At 66.6% G+C, this 19,097-nt stretch carries 20 protein-coding genes; 9 read left to right on the forward strand and 11 right to left on the reverse strand.

What is annotated here, in order from left to right; all coding sequences use genetic code 11:
• Nucleotides 1–36: 36 nt before the first annotated feature.
• The 3 genes from hutG to BMZ69_RS06425 all read left to right on the forward strand — a co-directional run bounded on the left by hutG (nt 37) and on the right by BMZ69_RS06425 (nt 3,251).
• Nucleotides 37–843, forward strand: coding sequence for an N-formylglutamate deformylase (gene hutG, locus BMZ69_RS06415; RefSeq protein ID WP_092155730.1), 807 nt, complete (start codon nt 37–39; stop codon nt 841–843).
• Nucleotides 840–2,507, forward strand: coding sequence for a urocanate hydratase (gene hutU, locus BMZ69_RS06420; protein ID WP_092155731.1), 1,668 nt, complete (start codon nt 840–842; stop codon nt 2,505–2,507). Before hutG ends, hutU begins: the two co-directional genes overlap by 4 nt.
• Before the next feature lie 165 nt (nt 2,508–2,672).
• Nucleotides 2,673–3,251, forward strand: a complete 579-nt coding sequence (locus BMZ69_RS06425; RefSeq protein WP_092155732.1) for a HutD/Ves family protein — start codon at nt 2,673–2,675, stop codon at nt 3,249–3,251.
• Nucleotides 3,252–3,395: 144 nt separating this feature from the next.
• On the opposite strand, the gene BMZ69_RS06430 is transcribed toward BMZ69_RS06425, so the two are convergent.
• On the reverse strand, nt 3,396–4,472 hold the full coding sequence (locus BMZ69_RS06430) for a citrate synthase/methylcitrate synthase (protein ID WP_092155733.1): 1,077 nt from the start codon (nt 4,470–4,472) through the stop codon (nt 3,396–3,398).
• A gap of 97 nt (nt 4,473–4,569) precedes the next feature.
• On the opposite strand from BMZ69_RS06430, the gene BMZ69_RS06435 reads away from it, so the two are divergent.
• The 3 genes from BMZ69_RS06435 to BMZ69_RS06445 all read left to right on the forward strand — a co-directional run bounded on the left by BMZ69_RS06435 (nt 4,570) and on the right by BMZ69_RS06445 (nt 6,480).
• Nucleotides 4,570–5,709 (forward strand): citrate synthase family protein, encoded by a 1,140-nt coding sequence (locus tag BMZ69_RS06435; RefSeq protein WP_092155734.1) that lies wholly within the window; start codon nt 4,570–4,572, stop codon nt 5,707–5,709.
• A 100-nt stretch (nt 5,710–5,809) separates the two neighbouring features.
• Nucleotides 5,810–6,079 (forward strand): type II toxin-antitoxin system Phd/YefM family antitoxin, encoded by a 270-nt coding sequence (locus BMZ69_RS06440; protein ID WP_092155735.1) that lies wholly within the window; start codon nt 5,810–5,812, stop codon nt 6,077–6,079.
• Nucleotides 6,079–6,480 (forward strand): type II toxin-antitoxin system VapC family toxin, encoded by a 402-nt coding sequence (locus tag BMZ69_RS06445; protein ID WP_092155736.1) that lies wholly within the window; start codon nt 6,079–6,081, stop codon nt 6,478–6,480. The genes BMZ69_RS06440 and BMZ69_RS06445 overlap by 1 nt, the downstream gene beginning before the upstream one ends.
• Nucleotides 6,481–6,490: 10 nt before the next feature.
• Here the strand turns inward: BMZ69_RS06445 and BMZ69_RS06450 are convergent, their stop codons facing one another.
• The 5 genes from BMZ69_RS06450 to BMZ69_RS06470 form a co-directional block, all read right to left on the reverse strand.
• A complete protein-coding gene (locus tag BMZ69_RS06450; protein ID WP_244543233.1) occupies nt 6,491–7,684 on the reverse strand; it encodes an SAM-dependent methyltransferase in 1,194 nt (397 codons plus the stop codon).
• Nucleotides 7,685–7,914: 230 nt separating this feature from the next.
• The gene (locus tag BMZ69_RS06455) at nt 7,915–9,321 is read right to left on the reverse strand and encodes a TRAP transporter large permease (RefSeq protein WP_092155738.1); all 1,407 of its coding nucleotides are present in this window, start codon (nt 9,319–9,321) and stop codon (nt 7,915–7,917) included.
• Nucleotides 9,322–9,324: 3 nt separating this feature from the next.
• On the reverse strand, nt 9,325–9,903 hold the full coding sequence (locus BMZ69_RS06460) for a TRAP transporter small permease (protein WP_092155739.1): 579 nt from the start codon (nt 9,901–9,903) through the stop codon (nt 9,325–9,327).
• Nucleotides 9,904–10,095: 192 nt separating this feature from the next.
• Nucleotides 10,096–11,067 carry a sialic acid TRAP transporter substrate-binding protein SiaP gene (locus BMZ69_RS06465; protein WP_092155740.1) on the reverse strand — a complete coding sequence of 324 codons (972 nt, stop codon included), beginning with the start codon at nt 11,065–11,067 and terminating at the stop codon, nt 10,096–10,098.
• A gap of 43 nt (nt 11,068–11,110) precedes the next feature.
• On the reverse strand, nt 11,111–11,863 hold the full coding sequence (locus tag BMZ69_RS06470) for a FadR/GntR family transcriptional regulator (protein ID WP_092155741.1): 753 nt from the start codon (nt 11,861–11,863) through the stop codon (nt 11,111–11,113).
• Nucleotides 11,864–12,098: 235 nt separating this feature from the next.
• On the opposite strand from BMZ69_RS06470, the gene BMZ69_RS06475 reads away from it, so the two are divergent.
• Nucleotides 12,099–12,431 carry a hypothetical protein gene (locus BMZ69_RS06475; protein WP_092155742.1) on the forward strand — a complete coding sequence of 111 codons (333 nt, stop codon included), beginning with the start codon at nt 12,099–12,101 and terminating at the stop codon, nt 12,429–12,431.
• A 10-nt stretch (nt 12,432–12,441) separates the two neighbouring features.
• On the opposite strand, the gene BMZ69_RS06480 is transcribed toward BMZ69_RS06475, so the two are convergent.
• From BMZ69_RS06480 to BMZ69_RS06495, 4 genes are read right to left on the reverse strand one after another with little or no spacing between them, the layout of a single operon-like run.
• Nucleotides 12,442–13,227, reverse strand: a complete 786-nt coding sequence (locus BMZ69_RS06480; protein WP_175506683.1) for an ABC transporter ATP-binding protein — start codon at nt 13,225–13,227, stop codon at nt 12,442–12,444.
• Nucleotides 13,224–13,997 (reverse strand): ABC transporter permease, encoded by a 774-nt coding sequence (locus BMZ69_RS06485; protein WP_092155744.1) that lies wholly within the window; start codon nt 13,995–13,997, stop codon nt 13,224–13,226. The genes BMZ69_RS06480 and BMZ69_RS06485 overlap by 4 nt, the downstream gene beginning before the upstream one ends.
• Nucleotides 13,994–14,515, reverse strand: coding sequence for a mismatch-specific DNA-glycosylase (locus BMZ69_RS06490; protein WP_244543234.1), 522 nt, complete (start codon nt 14,513–14,515; stop codon nt 13,994–13,996). Before BMZ69_RS06490 ends, BMZ69_RS06485 begins: the two co-directional genes overlap by 4 nt.
• Nucleotides 14,512–15,474, reverse strand: a complete 963-nt coding sequence (locus BMZ69_RS06495) for an ABC transporter substrate-binding protein (protein ID WP_092155746.1) — start codon at nt 15,472–15,474, stop codon at nt 14,512–14,514. The genes BMZ69_RS06490 and BMZ69_RS06495 overlap by 4 nt, the downstream gene beginning before the upstream one ends.
• Nucleotides 15,475–15,716: 242 nt before the next feature.
• Here BMZ69_RS06495 and BMZ69_RS06500 point away from each other — a divergent pair, with 242 nt between their 5' ends.
• Together BMZ69_RS06500 and msrA are read left to right on the forward strand one after the other, a co-directional pair.
• Nucleotides 15,717–17,273, forward strand: coding sequence for an acetolactate synthase large subunit (locus tag BMZ69_RS06500; RefSeq protein WP_092155747.1), 1,557 nt, complete (start codon nt 15,717–15,719; stop codon nt 17,271–17,273).
• 76 nt (nt 17,274–17,349) lie between these two features.
• On the forward strand, nt 17,350–17,856 hold the full coding sequence (gene msrA, locus BMZ69_RS06505; RefSeq protein WP_092155748.1) for a peptide-methionine (S)-S-oxide reductase MsrA: 507 nt from the start codon (nt 17,350–17,352) through the stop codon (nt 17,854–17,856).
• A gap of 151 nt (nt 17,857–18,007) precedes the next feature.
• Here msrA and BMZ69_RS06510 read toward each other — a convergent pair whose 3' ends face one another.
• Nucleotides 18,008–19,048, reverse strand: a complete 1,041-nt coding sequence (locus BMZ69_RS06510) for a histone deacetylase family protein (protein ID WP_092155749.1) — start codon at nt 19,046–19,048, stop codon at nt 18,008–18,010.
• Nucleotides 19,049–19,097: the final 49 nt, after the last annotated feature.

The raw sequence follows: 19,097 nt of genomic DNA on the forward strand, positions 1-19,097 counted from the left end.
TCGGCACAAGGCCGAGCATGACGTTGGAGGCCGGGCATGACTGATATCGTCTCCGTCACGCGCGGCTCTTCGCCGCTGGTCCTGTCGATGCCGCATCCGGGCACCGGCCTGCCGGCCGAGGTCGCGGCGCAGCTCAATGCGCGCGGAAAACTGGTCGAGGACACCGACTGGCATATGCGCCAGCTCTATGGCTTCGCCGAGCGCTTCCAGCCGACCATCGTCGAGGCGCAGCTCTCGCGCTTCGTCATCGACCTCAACCGCGACCCGGCCGGCGTCTCGCTGTATCCCGGCCAGGCGACGACCGAGCTGGTGCCGACCACGACCTTCGACGGCGCGCCGATCTGGCAGGCCGCGCCCGACGAAGCCGAGATCGCCCGCCGGCGCGAGGCCTATTTCCGGCCCTATCACGACGCCCTCGCCGCCGAGATTGCGCACGCCAAGGCGCAGCACGGCTTCTGCCTGCTCTGGGACTGCCACTCGATCAAGTCGATGATCCCGCGCCTGTTTCCGGGCACGCTGCCGACGCTGAATCTCGGCACGAATTCCGGCGCCAGCGCCGCGCCCGCCGTCGAAGCTGCAGCCACCGCTGCGATGGCCGGCGGCCCGTTCACCCAGGTCGTCAACGGCCGCTTCAAGGGCGGCTGGATCACCCGGCATTACGGCCAGCCGGCCGAGCACGTGCACGCGCTCCAGATGGAGATCGCGCTCTCCGCCTATCTCGACGACGAGGCCGCGCCCTGGGCCTTCGACCCGGGCAAGGCCGCCAGCCTGCAAGCCACCCTCTCCGCCATGATCGAGGCCGCGCTCGCGGCCGCCACCCAGCTCGAACGGACGAAGCCATGACCCGCCTGGACAATACCCGCGTCATCCGCCCCGCCACCGGCACCGAGCTCAGCGCCAAGAGCTGGCTGACCGAGGCGCCGCTGCGGATGCTGATGAACAACCTGCATCCTGATGTCGCCGAGAACCCGCAGGAGCTCGTGGTCTATGGCGGCATCGGCCGCGCCGCCCGCTCCTGGGAGGATTTCGACCGCATCGTCGCGGCGCTCCGGCAGCTCGAGGCCGACGAGACCTTGCTCGTCCAGTCCGGCAAGCCGGTCGGCGTGTTCCGCACGCACAAGGATGCGCCGCGCGTCCTGATCGCCAATTCGAACCTCGTGCCGCATTGGGCGAACTGGGACCATTTCAACGAGCTCGATAAGAAGGGGCTCGCGATGTACGGCCAGATGACGGCCGGCTCCTGGATCTATATCGGCACCCAGGGCATCGTGCAGGGCACCTACGAGACCTTCGTCGAGGCCGGGCGCCAGCACTATGGCGGCAATCTCAAGGGCAAATGGGTCCTGACCGGCGGCCTTGGCGGCATGGGCGGCGCCCAGCCGCTCGCCGCGGTGATGGCCGGCGCCTCCTGCCTTGCCGTCGAGTGCAACCCCGACTCGATCGATTTCCGCCTGCGCACCCGCTATCTCGACGAGAAGGCCTCGAGCCTCGACGAGGCGCTGGCGATGATCGAGCACTGGACCAAGAACGGCGAGGCGAAGTCGGTCGGCCTGCTCGGCAACTGCGCCGAGATCCTGCCCGAGATGGTCCGCCGCGGCATCCGGCCGGACATGGTCACCGACCAGACCTCGGCGCATGACCCGGTCAACGGCTACCTGCCGAAGGGCTGGACCATGGGCCAGTGGCGGCAGGCGCGCGAGGGCAATCCAAAGTCCGTCGAGAAGGCGGCACGCGCCTCGATGCGCGAGCATGTCGAGGCAATGATCGCCTTCCAGGACATGGGCATCCCGACCTTCGACTATGGCAACAATATCCGCCAGGTCGCCAAGGACGAGGGGCTGGAGAACGCCTTCGCCTTCCCGGGCTTCGTGCCGGCCTATATCCGCCCGCTGTTCTGCCGCGGCATCGGACCGTTCCGCTGGGCCGCGCTCTCCGGCGACCCGGAAGACATCTACAAGACCGACGCCAAGGTGAAGGAGCTGCTGCCCGACAACAAGCACCTGCACAACTGGCTCGACATGGCGCGCGAGCGCATCTCGTTCCAGGGCGTGCCGGCGCGCATCTGCTGGGTCGGCCTCGGCGACCGCCATCGGCTCGGCCTCGCCTTCAACGAGATGGTCCGGACCGGCGAGCTCAAGGCGCCGGTGGTAATCGGCCGCGACCATCTCGATTCCGGCTCTGTCGCCTCGCCGAACCGCGAGACGGAAGCGATGAAGGACGGCTCGGACGCGGTCTCCGACTGGCCGCTGCTCAACGCCCTGCTCAACACGGCGTCAGGCGCGACCTGGGTCTCGCTGCATCATGGCGGCGGCGTCGGCATGGGCTTCTCGCAGCATTCGGGCGTGGTGATCTGCGCCGACGGCACGGATGACGCAGCCGCCCGCCTGTCGCGCGTGCTCTGGAACGACCCGGCCACCGGCGTGATGCGCCATGCCGATGCCGGCTACGACATCGCGCTCGACTGCGCCCGGGAGAAGGGGCTGAACCTGCCCGGCATCCTGGGCTGAGGAACCCCATTGTCATTTCGGGGCGCCCGAAGGGCGAACCCGGAAGCCACGACTGGGTGTGACGCCTTGACCGGGCCGGCCTCGCCCGGTCGTGGGTTCCGGGTTCTCCGCTACGCGGAGCCCCGGAAAGACAAGGGTGGCTGCTTGAATTCGAAGGATCGTTCCATGCGCATCATCCGCGCCGCCGACTGCCTGGTCATGCCGTGGAAGAACGGCGGCGGGACGACCACCGAGATCGCGGTGGCGCCGGAGGGCGCCTCGCTCGACGATTTCGACTGGCGGATCAGCATGGCCCATGTCGGGCAGGACGGACCGTTTTCGTCCTTCCCGGGGATCGACCGGACATTGTCGGTGCTTACCGGGGCCGGCATCACGCTGGCCTTCGGCGATGGCGAGCAGGTCAGGCTCGATCGTAGCAGCGCGCCCTACCCTTTCGCCGCCGACCGGGCGGTCGATGGGCAATTGGTCGATGGGCCGATCGACGATCTCAATGTGATGAGCCGGCGTGGCCGCTGGCGGCACCGGGTCGAGCGCTTGTCTGGCGCCGGTTCGCTCACCGCGAACGAAGGCCTGCTGGTGCTGGTCGCCCGCAAGGGCGATTGGCAGGTGAACGGCGCGGTGCTCACCGCCGGCGACAGCGCGGTACTGGATGCGCCGGGGCGCGTTGAGCTTTCCGTGAGCAGCGATGTTGCGGAACTCTACGCGGTTTGGCTGACGATGGAGCCGCGGGGAACCCTCTCCTGAAAGGAGAGGGCAGGGTGAGGTGTTCGGAAGGGATATCGCGAGCCTCAACCCATCCGCGCAGTCAGCATTCGCGGCGCTGGTCCCAGGGCCTACACCTCACCCCTACCCCTCTCCTTACAGGAGAGGGGATCCCGCGCGTGTCCTTCAGGCCGCCTGCCGCGGCTGCGGGCCGACATAGACCGATTGCGGCCGGATCAGGCGGCCTGTCTCGATCTGCTCGCGGGCATGGGCGAGCCAGCCGGTGGTGCGGCCGAGCGCGAAGACGCAGGTGAAGGCCTCAGGCGGGAAGCCGAGCGCCTCCAGCAGGAATGCCGTGTAGAACTCGACATTGGTTTCGAGTGAGCGGCCGGGCTTGCGCTCGCGCAGGATGGCGAGCGCCGCCTGCTCGACCGCCTCGGCATGGCGCAGACGTCCCGCATCGGCGCCGAGCTTGGCGATCGCCTGCTTCAGCGCATCGGCGCGCGGATCGCGGACGCGATAGATGCGGTGGCCGAAGCCCATCAGGCGCTCGCCTCTGTCGAGCGCATCTTCCAGCCAGGCGCGGGCATTGGCCGGCTCGCCGATCGCATCGAGCATCTCGATCACCGGTCCCGGCGCGCCACCATGCAGCGGGCCCTTCAACGCACTGATGCCGGCGAGCACGGCCGAGACCAGCCCGGCCCGGGTCGAGGCGACGACGCGCGCGGCGAAGGTCGAGGCGTTGAGGCCGTGATCGGCGACGGTGACGAGATAGGTGTCGAGCGCCGCGGCCTGCGCCGGCGTCGGCACCTCGCCACGCAGCATGCGCAGCGTGTCGGCCGCCTGCGAGAGCGCGGGATCGGGAGCGATCGGGGCAAGACCGCGCTGCTTGCGGACCGCGGCAGCGGTGAAGACAGCCGGCGCGGCGAGCAGCTTCAACGCGGTGTCGGCGCCCTCGCCATCGGCGATCTGCGCGGTCCAACCGCGAACCGCCTCGACCGGCCCGAGATCGGCCGAGAGCGCGGTGCGTTCGACGATGCCGAAGAGATCGGCGCGGGCCTTACCCAGCGCGGCCGGCAACTCGTTGTCGCGCGGCAGGCCTGGCAGCAAGCCGTCGAACATCAGCGCCGCCATCTCCTCGAAGCTGGTGCGGCCGGCAAGCTCGGCAAGGCTGTGGCCGCGGATGACCAGGCGAGCGGCAGCCCCGTCGACCTCCGAGAGCACGGTATGGGCGGCGACGACGTCATCGAGACCATCGGACATGTCAGGAACTCCTCAAAAGCGTTCGTCTCGAAAATCGGCTTCCGCATTGCAACAATCAATCTTGAACAATATAATCAATATATCTGGTGGAGGGGCTATGCAGGACTGGTTGACCGCACAGGAGGCGATGGCGCGGCTCGGCCTGAAGCCGCAGACGCTCTACGCCTATGTCAGCCGCGGGCTGATCGAAGCGCGCGGCGACGGCGAGGATTCGCGCCGCAGCCTCTACCGGGCCGAGGACGTCGCCCGGCTGGAGCATCGCAAGGCGCGCGGCCGGCGCCCGGCCGCGATCGCCGAGGATGCGATCGCCTATGGCGAGCCGGTGCTCTCCTCCAGCATCACCACGATCGAGCGCGGCGGTCTCTGGTATCGCGGCCAGGATGCGGCGCGCCTCGCCGAGAGCGCCAAGCTGGAGGACATTGCGCGCCTGCTCTGGGATTGCGGCACGCAACGCTTCCCACCTCTGGCAACGATCGTGCCGCCGGGCGAGCCGCTGGCGCGTGTCTTCGCGGTGATCGCAGCCCGCACCGCGACCGACCGGCCGATGGTCGGGCGCACCAAGAAGGCGCTCTATCTCGAAGCCGCCGCCGTGCTCGACACGCTGGTCGACGCCATCGCCGGCGGGCCGGGCGAAGGGCCGATCCATGCCCGGCTGGCGCGTGCCTGGGGCTGCGAGGCTGATGGCTCCGAGCCCGTTCGGCGGGCGCTCGTCCTGCTCGCCGACCATGAGCTCAACGCCTCGACCTTCGCGGCGCGCGTCACCGCCTCGACCGGCGCCTCGCTGGCCGCCTGCGCGCTGGCGGGGCTCGCGGCGTTGTCAGGCCCCTCGCATGGTGGTGTCGCGCCGCGCGTGCTGGCGCTGATGCGGGAGATCGAGCGCGACGGGCTGGAGACCGCGATCACCGCGAGATTGGAGGCCGGCGCCAAGCTGCCCGGCTTTGGCCATCCGCTCTATCCCGATGGCGATCCCCGGGCGCGCGCGCTGTTCGCGGCGTTCGAGCCGCCGATGGCTTATGCTCAAGCGCAGACCGCCATCGCGACACTGACCGGCGAAGAGCCGAACATCGATTTCGCCCTGTCGGCGCTGGCTGCCAAGCTCTCCCTGCCGGAGACGGCGCCGTTCCAGATCTTCGCCGCGGCACGCTGCACCGGCTGGCTCGCCCATGCGCTGGAGCAGAACGAGACCGGCCGGTTGATCCGCCCGCGCGCCCGCTATATTGGGCCGGCGCCGGGCTAGAGACGATCGGCAAGGTCCAAAAAGGACAAGGGGCAGATGGTTGACGATAGACCGGAGCAGGGCCATCTTTCTGACTAGTCAGACTGGTCAGGAGATATTCATGGCCTGGGCCCTGCAGGATGCGAAAGCGAAGTTCAGCGAAGTGATCAGGCGGGCGCAGACCGAAGGGCCGCAACGCGTGACGGTGCGCGGCGAACCGTCGGTCGTTGTGATCGCCGAGGCCGAATTCGAACGACTTCGGAACGCGCAACCGACCCGACCGAAGAAGAACTTTATCGAACACCTGCTCGAGGAACCACCGTGGCCTGACGACTTCGTCGAAGACATTCTCAACCGTCCGAAGGACTTTGGGCGCGACATCGAGCTTTGATGTACTTGCTCGATACTAACACCGTGTCGGAGCTGCGTCGGATGCGTCCGCCGGTGCGCCAGTGGCTCGAAGCCCAGGCATCGGAAGAGCTTTTCATCAGTGTGATCTCGTTGGGTGAGATCGAAAAGGGCATCAGACGGGCGGCATCGAGAGACGACATCTTCTCGGCTCGGCTGCAGCACTGGCTCGGCGAGACCCGCGACCTCTTCGCTGCGAACACGCTACCCATCACCACAGAAATCGCCCTCGCCTGGGGCCGGATCGCCGCCGGGCGGACACGCGACACCGCCGATGCGCTGATCGCGGCGACGGCCCTGGTTCACGGCCTCACATTGGTGACCCGAAACACCCGCGACTTCGCCGATCTGCCGCTCAGGCTGCTCGACCCCTGGGCCTCCTGAGCGGCTTTGCTCAGCGAAGGAGCGCTGCCTTCGGCCGCTCCATGGGCAGCGAGACCGGCTCCTCGGCCGCCCTGCCGTTCTCGCTCATATAATCGCGCGTCATCGGCAGCGTGCCGAGGCGCTTGGCGAGCTGGAGCTGGAAGACGACGAGGCCGTCATGGCGGAAGCTCGCCTCGGATGCGGCGAGATAGAACTCCCACATCCGTGCAAAGCGCTCGTCATACATCGCCACCGCCTCCTGGCGATGGGCGAGGAAGCGCTCGCGCCAGGCCTTCAGCGTCTCGGCATAATGCAGGCGCAGCACCTCGACATCGGTGACGATCAGCCCCTCCTTCTCCACCGCCGCCGTGACTTCCGACAAAGCGGGGATATAGCCGCCGGGGAAGATGTATTTGGCGATGAAGGGATTGGTCGCTCCCGGCGGGGTGCTGCGGCCGATCGTGTGGATCAGCGCGACGCCGTCATCCTCGAGCAGGTCGCGGACCTTGCGGAAGTAGTCGCGGTAGTAGCCGACGCCGACATGCTCGAACATGCCGACCGAGACGATGCGGTCGAAACGCTCGGTCACGGCGCGATAATCCTGCAGGCGGAACTCGACCGGCAGCCCCGATTCCTCCGCCCGCTTGCTGGAAGCCGTCAGCTGCTCCTCCGAGAGGGTGATGCCGGTAACCTTCGCCCCGGTCTCCTTCGCGATCGAGAGACCAAGCCCGCCCCAGCCGGAGCCGATGTCGAGCACGCGCTGGCCCGGCTTCAGCGCCAGTTTCGCCGCGATGCGGCGCTTCTTAGCGGCCTGGGCTTCTTCGAGCGTCGCACCCGGATGCTCGAAGAAGGCGCAGGAATATTGCTGGTCGGCATCGAGGAAGAGCCGGAAGAACTCGCTCTTCAGGTCATAGTGATGACTGACGTTGCGCTTGGCCCAGCCCGGAGTGTTGTGCTGCTTCAGCCGCCTGATCGCGGTGCGCAGCCGGCTCAGCCCACTCGCCCAGGCCGAAGGCGGCTGTCGCGACAGGCCCCGGACCAGGGTTTCCAACAATTGGTAGATGGTGCCGCGCTCGACGATGACGCGGCCATCCATCACCGCCTCGCCCAGAGCGAGCTCCGGATCGAGCGCCAATCTGAACTCGGTTTCACGGTCGGCGATACGCAAGGTGATCGCGGGCGCCGACCCTCGCCCGGCCGAATGGAGCGTTCCATCGGCGAACACGACATCAACCCGCGGCTCGCAAATGAGCCGGGACAACATATTCATCAGCAAACTGCGCATGGCGCCACCTCACGGCAGTGCCCCTTCGCCATCAAAGATGGCGATCGCCCGCGGCAGCGTAACAGTGGGTTCGGTGCAAGGCCGATCCCCATCAGCCGCATGCAGCTGTCAGCCTCCTGACAGAAAAATGGGGACGGTGGGCCGTTCTCGCCAGTCCACCGTCGTTTCCCTTACCGGATCATGCCCATGGTGCGCGGCAGCCAGAGCGTCAGCTCGGGAATGAAGGTGATCGCCAGCAACGCGGCGAAGAGCGGTGCCAGCCAGGGCAGGATCGCCATGGTGGTGCGCTCGACCGAGAGCTTGGCGACGCGCGACAGCACGAACAGCACCATGCCGAGCGGCGGATGCAGCAATCCGATCATCAGGTTGAGCGTCAGGATCAGGCCGAAGTGGATCGGGTCGACGCCGAGCTTGAGGGCGATCGGCAGAAGGATCGGCACGACGATGGTGATCGCCGCGATGGTGTCGAGGAAGCAGCCGATGAACAGCAGCAGCAGGTTGACCAGGATCAGGAACACCCATTTGTTCTGGGTGAAGCCGAGGATCAGGTCGGACAGAAGTTGCGCCGTCTGGGAGACCGTCAGCAGCCAGGCGAAGATCGAGGCGGCGGTGACGATGAACAGCACCGAGGCGGTGGTCTCGATCGTGTCGAAGGTCGCCTTGGTCAGGCTGCGCATGGTCATCGAGCGGTAGCGCACCAGCCCAAGGAACAGCGACCAGATCACGGCTGCGGCGGCCGCCTCGGTCGGGGTGAACCAGCCCATGGTCATGCCGCCGATCAGGATGACCGGCGTCATCAACGCCATCACCGCCGAGAAATTGAAGCAGTAGTCCAGGGCCAGCAGCAGGGCGAGCGCGATGCCGATGGCGAGGTTGGGGTCGAGCCCGGCGAAGACGAGGCCATAGGCCACCACCGGGAAGCCCATCACGACCAGCACCTCGATTCCGGCCGAGCCGAGCTGGCGCAGCGAGAACGGCGTGTCCGAGCCCCATTTGTAGATGCGGGCGAAGATCGCGACCGTCACCATCATGAACAGGGTCATCATAACCCCGGGGATGACACCGCCGAGGAAAAGCGCGCCGATCGAGGTGTTCGCCATCATGCCGTAGATGACGAAGGGCAAGGACGGCGGGATGATCGGCCCGAGCGTCGCCGAGGCGGCGGTGACGCCGACCGCGACCTCGGTCGAATAGCCATGGTCCTTCATCGCCTTGATCTCGATCGTGCCGATGCCGGCGGCGTCGGCGATCGCGGTGCCGGACATGCCGGAGAAGATCACCGAGCCGATGATGTTGACCTGGGCGAGGCCGCCGCGCATCCAGCCGACGAGGGCGACGGCGAAGGAATAGATGCGGCCGGTGACGCCGGCGATGTTCATCAGGTTGCCGGCGAGGATGAAGAAGGGCACCGCCAGCAGCGGGAAGCTCTCGACACCGGCGATCATGCGCTGGGCCAGGATCACGTCCGGCACGGTACCGGAGACGAGGATGAAGGCGAGCGAGGCGACGGCCATCGAGATGGCGACGGGCACGCCGAGCACCATCAGGCCGAGGAAGGTTCCGAGCAGGATCAGCATGGATCAGGCCTCCGAGCCGTCGAAGGCCGAGGGACGCTCCAACACGGAGTAGCCGCGGCGCCAGTTCTGCCAGGCGACCTGGATCGCGCGCAGCGTCATCAGCGCGAAGGCGACGACGACGGCATAGAACACCGGGGATTTCGGGAACTGGATCGTCGTCATCATCTCGTCGGGAATGAGCTGAGCATAGCGATGGGTCAGCACCGTGCCATAGGCGAAGAAGCCGATGCGGATGATATCGACGGCGGTGGAGAGCGCCCGGCCGGCGCCATGCGAGAGGTAGCGGTAGAGGAAGTCGACCTGGATGTGGCGCGAAGCGCGCACGCAAAGCGAGGAGCCGAGGAAGACGACGACGATCAGCGCGTAGATCGCGATCTCCTCGGTCCAGGCGAAGCTGTCGTTGAGGACGTAGCGGGTGAAGAACTGCGCCACGACGCAGGCGACCATCAGCCAGAAGGCGGCGAGCGTCACCCAGTCCTCGAGGCCATAGCCGGAGAGATCGGCCGGCGGCGGCGCCTCGTCGAAGACGTGGGCGATCTCCTCGCTGGTGACTTGGGTATGGATTTCCGGCGTCGTCGTCATCGCTCACTCTTCGCTTCGACAGTCCTCAGCCGTCATGCTCGCCCTTGTGGCGAGCATCCACGTCTTGAACACCGCATGCGATCAGCGATGCGAGGACGTGGATGGTCGGGACAAGTCCGACCATGACGGAGAGGGCGACGTTCATCAGTTCTGAAACCGACCTGCCGCCGGTTTCAGAATGACGGGATCAGCTCACTTGATCGCCTGGATCCGCTCCCAGTCGGCCTTGCGATAGCCGTACTGCTCGAAGGTCACGTTCTTCTGCACGGCAGCGAGGAAGTCGGCCTTGTCGATCTCGGTGACGGAGAGGCCCTTGTCCTTGAAGACCTGGACCAGCTTGGTTTCGTCGGCCTGGATCTTCTTGGTCGCGCGCTCGGCCGCCTCCTGGGCGACGTCGGTGAAGATCTTCCTGTCCTCGGGCGAGAGCTTGGCCCAGAGCTGCTTCGAGACCACGGTGTTGAGGTGGTCGACGATGTGGCCGGTCAGGATGATGTGCTTCTGGACCTCGTAGAACTTCTTGGCGTCGATGGTGTTGAGCGGGTTCTCCTGCGCCTCGACCGTGCCGTTCTGGAGCGCCAGATAGACCTCGGCGAAGGCGATCGGCGTGGTGTTGGCGCCGCAGGCGCGCGGCATGGCGAGATAGGCCGGCACGTCGGGCACGCGGATCTTCAGGCCCTTCATGTCGGCGCAGGTCTTGATCGGCTTGTTCGAGGTGGTGTGGCGGGTGCCGTAATAGGTCACGGCCAGGATCTGGTGGCCGCTCTTCTCCTCATAGCCCTTGGCCATCTCCTTGAAGACGTCGCTCTTCACATAGGCGAGGAGATGGTCCGGGCCGCGGAAGATGAAGGGGTAGTAGGTCACGCCGATCGGCGGATAGGCGCGGGCGGCGAAGCTCGAGCCCGAGATGATCATGTCGACCGTGCCGAGCGTCAGGCCCTGGTTGATGTCGGTCTCCTTGCCGAGCTGCGAAGCCGGATAGACCGTGATCTCGTATTTGCCGTTGCTGCGCTTCTTGATCTCCTCGGCGGCCCAGACCGACTCGGTGTGGAACGGCTCGGAGGTCTCGTAGACATGGGCCCATTTCAGCTTGGTCTGGGCCTGCGCCGGCGCGCCGGCGAAGAGGGCGCCGGCGGCGAGCGCGGCAAGGGCGTAATGGAACTTCATGGTCAGTCCTCCCTGGAACTTTCGGATGCGATCGAAGCCTGCGTCATTTGATCGGGCCGGGCCGGCGCTGACGCTCGCCTGCCCGCTTGAGGTCGGTGTCGCCGAAGCTCTGCGAAAAGCGCTCCTGCGAAGCCTGGAGATGGGCGCACATCGCCGCACGCGCCGCCTCGCGATCACCGCGCGCGAGTGCGGCGTGAATGGCGCGATGCTCGCGCGCCGCCGAGCGCCACGAGTCCTCGTTCTCGAAATACTGCGCAAGCTGGCGGAAATACGGACTCATGCGCTGGTCGAAGAGCTCGCCGACGCAGCGCACCAGCACGGTGTTCCCCAGCATCGCCGCGATCTCGACATGGAAGGCACGGTCGAGCGCGATCAATTGCTCCGCCGGTAATCCGGGCTGTTCCATCTGGTCGAGAATGCCGGCGAGCCCGGCCAGCTGCGCCGGAGTCGCCTGCCCTGCGGCATCGGCCGCGACCGCGCCCTCGACCAGCCGGCGCGCCGCGAGCACCTCGAACGGCCCCTCGACAGGAAAGCCTGTACCGGCAAGCTGCGCGGCGGCCTGGGCCGGGTCGACGACATAGACGCCCGAGCCCATGCGGATGCGCACGCGTCCCTCGACCTCGAGCGCGATCAGGGCCTCGCGCACCGAGGGACGGGAGACGCCGAGCTTTTCCGCGAGCTCGCGCTCGGGCGGCAGACGGCTGCCGACCGGAAATTCATGCTGGTCGATGAGATGGCGCAACTGATCGGCGATCTGCCGATACAGGCGCGGCGACTCGACGACTGCGAGCGGCATCAGCTCCCCGGACCCTTCCCTGCGCCGCCCGTCCTGAGCGGCATCGATTTGGCCATGTGGTCAGGCCAATTTCGGCAGGGAAGGAACCACCATACCGGTGTGGTGTCAATGCTCATTGAGGCGAGTCAGCGAACTGAAGCGCAGCGCAGGAGTGGCGCGAGCGTGCGGCATTGCCACCCGCCATGCGCGCAAGCTACAATTTTGCCGAGGCTCGACGAAAACCGACCGGGACCGCATGAGCATCGAACCGGACAGCCTGATCCTACAGATGCTGCGCGAAATGCGCGCCGACATGGCCACGAAGGACGATGTCGCGGCCGTGAAAGGCGACATCGCGACCATGCGATCCGAATTCAGCGACCTTAAGGCCGATTTCACCTCGCTCAGGGCCGATGTCGCGTCGGACATGATGGCCCTGCGCAAGGATGTGGGTGACCGGATCGTCGGCCTGCGCCGCGCCGTGGTCGAGTACCACACCTCGGTCATCGGCCATGGCGTGCTGATCAGCGAGCTCGAAGCGCGCTTGCGCCGGGTCGAGCAGCATCTCGACTTGCCGGAAGCGCAGTGAGCTTCGCGGTTCAGTGCCCCTCGGCCGCCAGCACGGCCTCGACCCGGATCTCCTCGACCAGCCGCTCCTTCAGCGCGACGAACTCCGGCGTGGTCTTGATCGTGTAGGGCCTGGGATGCGGCAGCTCGACCGGGATGTCGGCCTTGATCCGGCCGGGCCGCGCGCTCATCACCACCACGCGCGAGCCGACGAAGATCGCCTCTTCGATGTCGTGGGTGACGAAGAGCACGGTCTTCTGCTCACGCTCCCAGATGCCGAGCAGCATTTCCTGCATCAGCGCCCGGGTCTGGTTGTCGAGCGCGCCGAAGGGCTCGTCGAGCAACAGGATTTTTGGATCATTGGCCAGCGCGCGGGCGATCGCGGTCCGCTGCTGCATGCCGCCGGAGAGCTGCTTGGGGAAATGGTCGACGAAGCCGGAAAGCCCGACACGCTCGGCCCATTTGCGGGCGATATCGAGCCGCTCACGCTCGGGCACGCCCTTCTCGCGCAGGCCGAAGGCGATGTTCTGCACCACGCTGAGCCAGGGGAAGAGCGTGTAGCTCTGGAAGACGAAGCCGCGATCGGCGCCCGGCCCGGTGACGGGAGCGCCGTCGAGCAGGATCTTGCCCTCGCTCGCGGTCTCCAGCCCGCCGATGATGCGCAGCAGCGTCGACTTCCCGCAGCCGGAGGGGCCGAGGATGGTGATGAAGTCGTTGTCGGCGACATCAAGCGAGGTCGGCATCAGCGCGCGCGTCGCCTGGCCCTTGCCGCGGGCCGGGAAGACCTTGCCGACCTGGTCGATCAGAAGCTTGCTCATGCCTGCGCCCACGGAAACAGGCGCTGGTTGACCGCCTTGAAGAGGAAATCGGAGATCAGCCCGATCAGGCCGATGACGATGATGCCGAAGATGATCTGCCCGGTGTTGAGCAGCGCTTGGCTGTCGGTGATCATGTGGCCGATGCCGGAGGAGGATCCGATCAGCTCGGCGACGATGACATAGGTCCAGGCCCAGCCGAGCACGAGGCGGAAGATCTCGGCGATCTCCGGCGCGGCGTTGGGCAGGAGCACCCGGCGCACCACGGAGGAATCGCTGGCGCCGAGCGTGTAGGCGGCGTCGACCAGGTCGCGCCTTATGCCGCCGACCGCGACCGCGATCATCAGCACGAGCTGGAAAAACGAGCCGATGAAGATGACGAGCAGCTTCTGCGTCTCGCCGATGCCGGCCCAGAGGATCAAGAGCGGGATGAAGGCCGAGGCCGGCAGGTAGCGCGCGAAGGAGACGAACGGCTCGAGGAAGGCCTCGACCGGCTTGTAGGCGCCCATCAGGATGCCGAGCGGCAGCGCGAAGACGACGGCGAGGATGAAGCCGCCGACGACGCGCCAGATCGTCATGCCGATATCGACGATGAAGCCGTGGTTGACGAGGAGGTTCCAGCCTTCGCCGACCATGGTCAGCGGATCGGCGAGGAACAGCTTTTGGACATAGCCGCCGAAGGTCGCGACCGACCAGACGACGACGAAGAGCGCGAAGAAGGCGATGCCGTAGCCGACACGGGCGGCAGCGGAGACCGGCTGAAGTGGTTTCATCGTCTAGAACTTGTTTCCTTCACGAGGGCGGCGAGTTCACGCCAGGGCTCGATGGACCAGTAGCCGGATGCCGTCCCGGAGGTGGAGGGCAGGATGAAGACGCGGCTTCCTACGAGCGGGGACGGCTGGAGACCATAGGCGAGCTTGAGTCCCTTCTCCTCACCCAGCGCCGCCTGGGCGGCACGCTTGCCGTTGAAAGCGACGATCGCGGGAGCATGCTCACGAAGCTTGGCCAGGAAGCCGGCGCTATCGACATGGTGCCGCATCAGCGCCGTGTCGGGGCCGGAGGTTCCCTTGGCGACATCGGTGAAGCCGATGCCGTATCGCGGCAGCTCCCGGAAATCCGAGGGGCCGAGCGGCTCAGGGATAAGCCCGGTCTCGAACAGGGTCTTCCAGAACTTGTTGCCGGGGCCGGCATAATAGGCGCCCCGCCGGGCAGAGGCCGCTCCGGCCTGCGTGCCGCAGAAGACGACACGCAGGCCGGAGGTCAGAACGTCCGGCAGGACGTCGCCGCTCACTTGCCGGCGACGTACTTCGTGTCGACCAGCGTGTTGATGTCCGGCTTGGCCTTGATCAGGCCGATCTCGAGCAGCAGCTCGGCCGCCTTGGTGGTGAAGGCCTGCCATTCGCCCTCGAAGAACTTCTTGTTCCCCTCGGCATCCGACCAGCGCAGATAACCGGCCGACTTGCCGAACTGCTCGCCGGTCTGCTTCACATCGGCGCCCATGATGCCATAGGCCTTGGTCTGATCGGCCTTGATCATCGCCAGCGCGTCGAAATAGCTCTTGGTCAGAGCCTTGGCGGCCGCATCGTTCTCGGCGAGGAATTTCGGCGTGCAGCCGAAGGTGTCCATCACCATCGGATAGTCCAGCGTGGTCGCGATGATCTTGCCAGCCTCCGGCTTCTCGCGCACGGCCGAGAGATAAGGCTCATAGGTCATCGCCGCGTCGTTCTGGCCGGCGATGAAGGCCTGCGCGGCCGGGCCGGGCTCCATGTTGACGACGTTGACGTCCTTCACCGACATGCCGTTCTCCTTGAGGATCCAGGCGAGGGCGAAATAGGGCGAGGTGCCGGGTGCGGAGGCCGCGACCGTCTTGCCCTTGAGGTCCTTGATCGAGGCGGTCGAGCCGCGCACGGCCATGCCGTCGGCGCCATAGCTCTTGTCGAGCTGGAAGATCTGCTTGGTCTTGATGCCGGCTGCGTCCCAGACGATCCAGGTCTCGACCGTGGTCGCGGCGCACTGGATGTCGCCCGAGGCGATGGCGAGGTGGCGATCCTTCTGCGGGATCTTCTTGATCGAGACGTCGAGGCCGTTCTTGGCGAAGATGCCGGCCTCCTTGGCAAGGGTCAGGGGCGCGAAGCCGGTCCAGCCGGAGATGCCGATGTTGACCTTGGTCTGCGCCTGCGCGCCGTCCGCGGCGATGAGAGCTCCAAGACCGATCCCGGCCAGCGCCCCGATACGCTTCACACCTGTCATGACGAACCTCTTCCCCTCTTGTTCCCGCTTGCTGCGGACACCCCGGCCAACGCAGCCCGATCGTGTTCGACAAAGCAAGCTTCGTTCCAATTCACGTTAAATGCATATGCAATTCCGTCAAGGCGGCATCACCCGGACTTGGGGAAGCAATGACATTCTCTTGTTTGACACTCTCGTAGTGATCCCTTCCCCTCGCAGCATTCGGCGCGACGCGCCTTTGGCTATTAAAGAGGTTCTTCCGGATGAATGGCGCCGACCGCCTGTGCGACACGCTGCTGGTCAACGATGTCGATGTCTGCTTCGCCAATCCCGGCACCTCCGAAATGCATTTCGTCGCGGCGCTCGACCGCAAGCCGCAGATGCGCTGCGTGCTCGGCCTGTTCGAGGGCGTGGTCACCGGCGCGGCCGACGGCTATGCCCGCATGGCCGACAAGCCGGCGGCGACCCTGCTCCATTGCGGGCCCGGCATGGCAAACGCACTCGCCAACATGCACAATGCGAAGCGCGCCAATACGCCGATGATCAACGTGGTCGGCGACCACGCGACCTACCATCTCCAGCACGACGCGCCGCTGACCAGCGACATCGAGAGCCTGGCCTGGCCAATGTCGCAATTCGTCCGCCGCATCGCGAGCCCTGAAGATGTCGGCCCGGCGATCGGCGAAGCCTATGCCGCATCGCTGTCGCTGCCCGGCGTCACCACCGTGATCCTGCCGGCCGATTGCGCCTGGGGCAGCGTCGAGCCGGCGGAACTTAAGCGCACGGCGGTGCCGGCGCCGAAGCAGGTCGATGGGGCACCAATCCGCGAGGTCGCCAATTTACTGCGCAAGCACGGTTCGCGCGCCGCGATCATGCTGACCGGCTCGGCGCTGCGCGAGGGTCCGATGGCGATGGCCGCGCGGGTCTGCGCTGCGACCGGTGCGCAGATCTTCGCGCAGATGTCGAACGGGAGGATCGAGCGCGGCGCCGGCCGCGTCGCCATCCCGAAGGTGTTCTATCCGATCGACATGGCGCTGCAGCAGCTCAAGGACATCGACCTGCTCGTGCTGATCGGAGCCCAGGTGCCGGTCGGCTTCTTCGCCTATCCGGGCAAGCCCGGCCGGCTGGTCCACGAGACCTGCCAGGTCGAGCAGCTCGCCGTGCAAGGCGACGACCTGCCCGGCGCGATCGAGGCGCTGGCCGACGAGCTCTCGGCCCGGGCGACGCCGCCCGCCTTCATCGCCGCGCCGCAGAAGGCGGACAACGCGCTGCCGACAGGCGCTCTCGACGCCGACAAGGTCTGCACCATCGTCGCGCGGCTGCTGCCGGAGAACGCGATCATCTGCGACGAGTCGGTCTCGTCGGGCCGCAGCTTCTATTTCGACTGCCATGGCGCGCCGCAGCACGACTACATCCAGCTCACCGGCGGCGCGATCGGCGAAGGCATTCCGCTCTGCGTCGGCGCGGCGGTCGCCTGCCCCGACCGCAAGGTCATCGGCATGCAGGCCGACGGCTCCGGCATGTACACGGTCCAGGGGCTGTGGACGCAGGCGCGCGAGAATCTCGACGTTGTGACCGTGGTCTTCGCCAACCGGACCTATGCGATCCTGCACGGCGAGATGCGCAATGTCGGCGTCAATGATTTCGGCCGCAACGCCAAGCTGATGCTCAACCTCGACGAGCCGGCGCTGGACTGGGTGTCGATGGCGAACGGCATGGGCGTCGAGGCCGCGCGCGCCACGACGGCCGAGGAATTCACCAGGCTGTTCCGGGGGGCGCTCGGCCGCAAGGGGCCGTTCCTGATCGAGGCGGTGATCTGAGGATCTGTAACCGGATGCCCCGACATGGCGAATTCAGCTGCCGATGCTTATGTGGGCAGCAGCAAGGAGGTTTGACATGACGGAACGTGCTGTACTCGCAGGCGGTTGCTTCTGGGGCATGCAGGACCTGATCCGCAAGCTCCCCGGCGTCGAGACGACCCGGGTCGGCTACACCGGCGGCGACGTGAAAAACGCGACCTATCGCAATCACGGGACCCATGCCGAGGGCATCGAGATCATCTTCGACCCCGCCAGGATCGGCTACCGGCAGCTGGTGGAATTCTTCTTCCAGATCCACGACCCGACCACGCTGAACCGCCAGGGCAACGATCTCGGCACCAGCTACCGCTCCGGCATCTACTATGTCGACGACACCCAGAAGAAGATTGCCGATGAGGTGATCGCCGAGGTGAACGCCTCGGGCCGCTGGCCGGGCAAGGTGGTCACCGAGGTGAAGCCCGCGGGCGATTTCTGGGAGGCCGAGCCGGAGCACCAGGATTATCTCGAGCGCTACCCGGCCGGCTACACCTGCCACTGGGTCCGCCCGGACTGGGTGCTGCCGCGTCGCGAGGCGGCGGAGTAGCGGAGCCTTCTCCCCTCGGGGGCGAAGGTGGCAGCGCGAAGCGCTGACGCATGATGGAAGGGTCGCGCAAGCGGCCCTTTTTTCGTCTCACCCGGTCAAAGCGCCCGCATCCCCCTGCCGGGACCTTCTCCCCCGAGGGGAGAAGGAAGGCCTACTTGAACCCGCCCAGGAACGCGTCGAGGCAATCGCCGATCGCCTCGATCGCGTAGCCACCTTCCTGCACCACCAGTGTCGGCAGGCCGAGCGCCCTCACCCGCTCGCCGATCGTGCCGAAATCGGCGGCCTCCAGCTTGAGCACGCCGATCGGATCGTCCTTATGGGCGTCGTAGCCGAGCGCGATCACCAGCGCCTCGGCGCCGAACTCGCGGATGGCGCGGCCGGCGCGGTCGACCGCCGCTTCCATCTCGGCGCCGCCGGCGCCAGGGGCGAGCGGCAAATTGAAGTTGAGACCTTCCCCTGGCCCGTAGCCGCGCTCATCCTCATAACCGGTGAAGAAGGGGTAGTAGTTCACCGGATCGGCATGGACCGAGATGGTGAGCACGTCGTTCCGGCGATAGAAGATCTGCTGGGTGCCGTCGCCGTGATGGGCATCGACGTCGAGGATCGCGACCTTGCCGAATTTGCTGCGCAGTCGCTGGGCCGCGATCGCAGTGTTGTTGAGATAGCAGAAGCCGGAAGCGCGGTCGGCGCGGGCATGGTGGCCCGAGGGTCGGCAGAGCGAATAGACTGCGCGCTCGCCGGCAAGGATCGCCTCGGCGCCGGAGACCGCCGTCTCGGCCGAACGCAGGGTGGAGAGCCAGCAATGCTCGCCGACCGGCACCGACATGTCGCCGAGATACCAGCCCATCTGGCCGACAATGCCGGTCGGGCGGCAGGGCGGACGGACATCTTCGTCGGTGCGGCCGCTCCAATAGGGGAAGGTGTTGGGCCAGGCCTCGGGTCCGCGCTCGGGCAGAGCGAGCCAGCGCTGCCACAACCCTTCGAGGAAGCGGACGAAGCCTTCATCGTGGACGGCGAGGATCGGGCCGGTGCCATGCTCGGCCGGGCGCTCCGGCGCGATGCCGTGCTTGGCCAGCGCGCCGAGCAACCTCTCCGTCCGTTCCGGCAGGTCCTTCGGCGCGACGATCTGGCCGAAGCGCATATATTGCTGCGGATCGTGCTTGGACTGGTCGGGGTGATAGAAGGCGCGCATGCGAGGCTCTCGACATCAAAACAGAGAGCAGCATAGCGCCACGAAAACC

The sequence above is a fragment of the Allobosea sp. CRIB-10 genome, assembly GCF_900112185.1.
Classification (GTDB): domain Bacteria; phylum Pseudomonadota; class Alphaproteobacteria; order Rhizobiales; family Beijerinckiaceae; genus Allobosea.

Excerpts from the sequence above, each read along its gene's own strand:
- BMZ69_RS06440 (WP_092155735.1), top strand. The coding sequence starts at position 5,810 with ATGGCCTGGGCCCTGCAGGATGCGAAAGCGAAGTTCAGCGAAGTGATC.
- BMZ69_RS06465 (WP_092155740.1), bottom strand. The coding sequence starts at position 11,067 with ATGAAGTTCCATTACGCCCTTGCCGCGCTCGCCGCCGGCGCCCTCTTC.
- BMZ69_RS06460 (WP_092155739.1), bottom strand. The coding sequence starts at position 9,903 with ATGACGACGACGCCGGAAATCCATACCCAAGTCACCAGCGAGGAGATC.
- msrA (WP_092155748.1), top strand. The coding sequence starts at position 17,350 with ATGACGGAACGTGCTGTACTCGCAGGCGGTTGCTTCTGGGGCATGCAG.
- BMZ69_RS06475 (WP_092155742.1), top strand. The coding sequence starts at position 12,099 with ATGAGCATCGAACCGGACAGCCTGATCCTACAGATGCTGCGCGAAATG.
- BMZ69_RS06495 (WP_092155746.1), bottom strand. The coding sequence starts at position 15,474 with ATGACAGGTGTGAAGCGTATCGGGGCGCTGGCCGGGATCGGTCTTGGA.
- hutU (WP_092155731.1), top strand. The coding sequence starts at position 840 with ATGACCCGCCTGGACAATACCCGCGTCATCCGCCCCGCCACCGGCACC.
- BMZ69_RS06435 (WP_092155734.1), top strand. The coding sequence starts at position 4,570 with ATGCAGGACTGGTTGACCGCACAGGAGGCGATGGCGCGGCTCGGCCTG.
- BMZ69_RS06500 (WP_092155747.1), top strand. The coding sequence starts at position 15,717 with ATGAATGGCGCCGACCGCCTGTGCGACACGCTGCTGGTCAACGATGTC.
- BMZ69_RS06430 (WP_092155733.1), bottom strand. The coding sequence starts at position 4,472 with ATGTCCGATGGTCTCGATGACGTCGTCGCCGCCCATACCGTGCTCTCG.
- BMZ69_RS06510 (WP_092155749.1), bottom strand. The coding sequence starts at position 19,048 with ATGCGCGCCTTCTATCACCCCGACCAGTCCAAGCACGATCCGCAGCAA.
- BMZ69_RS06455 (WP_092155738.1), bottom strand. The coding sequence starts at position 9,321 with ATGCTGATCCTGCTCGGAACCTTCCTCGGCCTGATGGTGCTCGGCGTG.
- BMZ69_RS06480 (WP_175506683.1), bottom strand. The coding sequence starts at position 13,227 with ATGAGCAAGCTTCTGATCGACCAGGTCGGCAAGGTCTTCCCGGCCCGC.
- BMZ69_RS06485 (WP_092155744.1), bottom strand. The coding sequence starts at position 13,997 with ATGAAACCACTTCAGCCGGTCTCCGCTGCCGCCCGTGTCGGCTACGGC.
- BMZ69_RS06445 (WP_092155736.1), top strand. The coding sequence starts at position 6,079 with ATGTACTTGCTCGATACTAACACCGTGTCGGAGCTGCGTCGGATGCGT.
- BMZ69_RS06470 (WP_092155741.1), bottom strand. The coding sequence starts at position 11,863 with ATGCCGCTCGCAGTCGTCGAGTCGCCGCGCCTGTATCGGCAGATCGCC.
- BMZ69_RS06425 (WP_092155732.1), top strand. The coding sequence starts at position 2,673 with ATGCGCATCATCCGCGCCGCCGACTGCCTGGTCATGCCGTGGAAGAAC.
- hutG (WP_092155730.1), top strand. The coding sequence starts at position 37 with ATGACTGATATCGTCTCCGTCACGCGCGGCTCTTCGCCGCTGGTCCTG.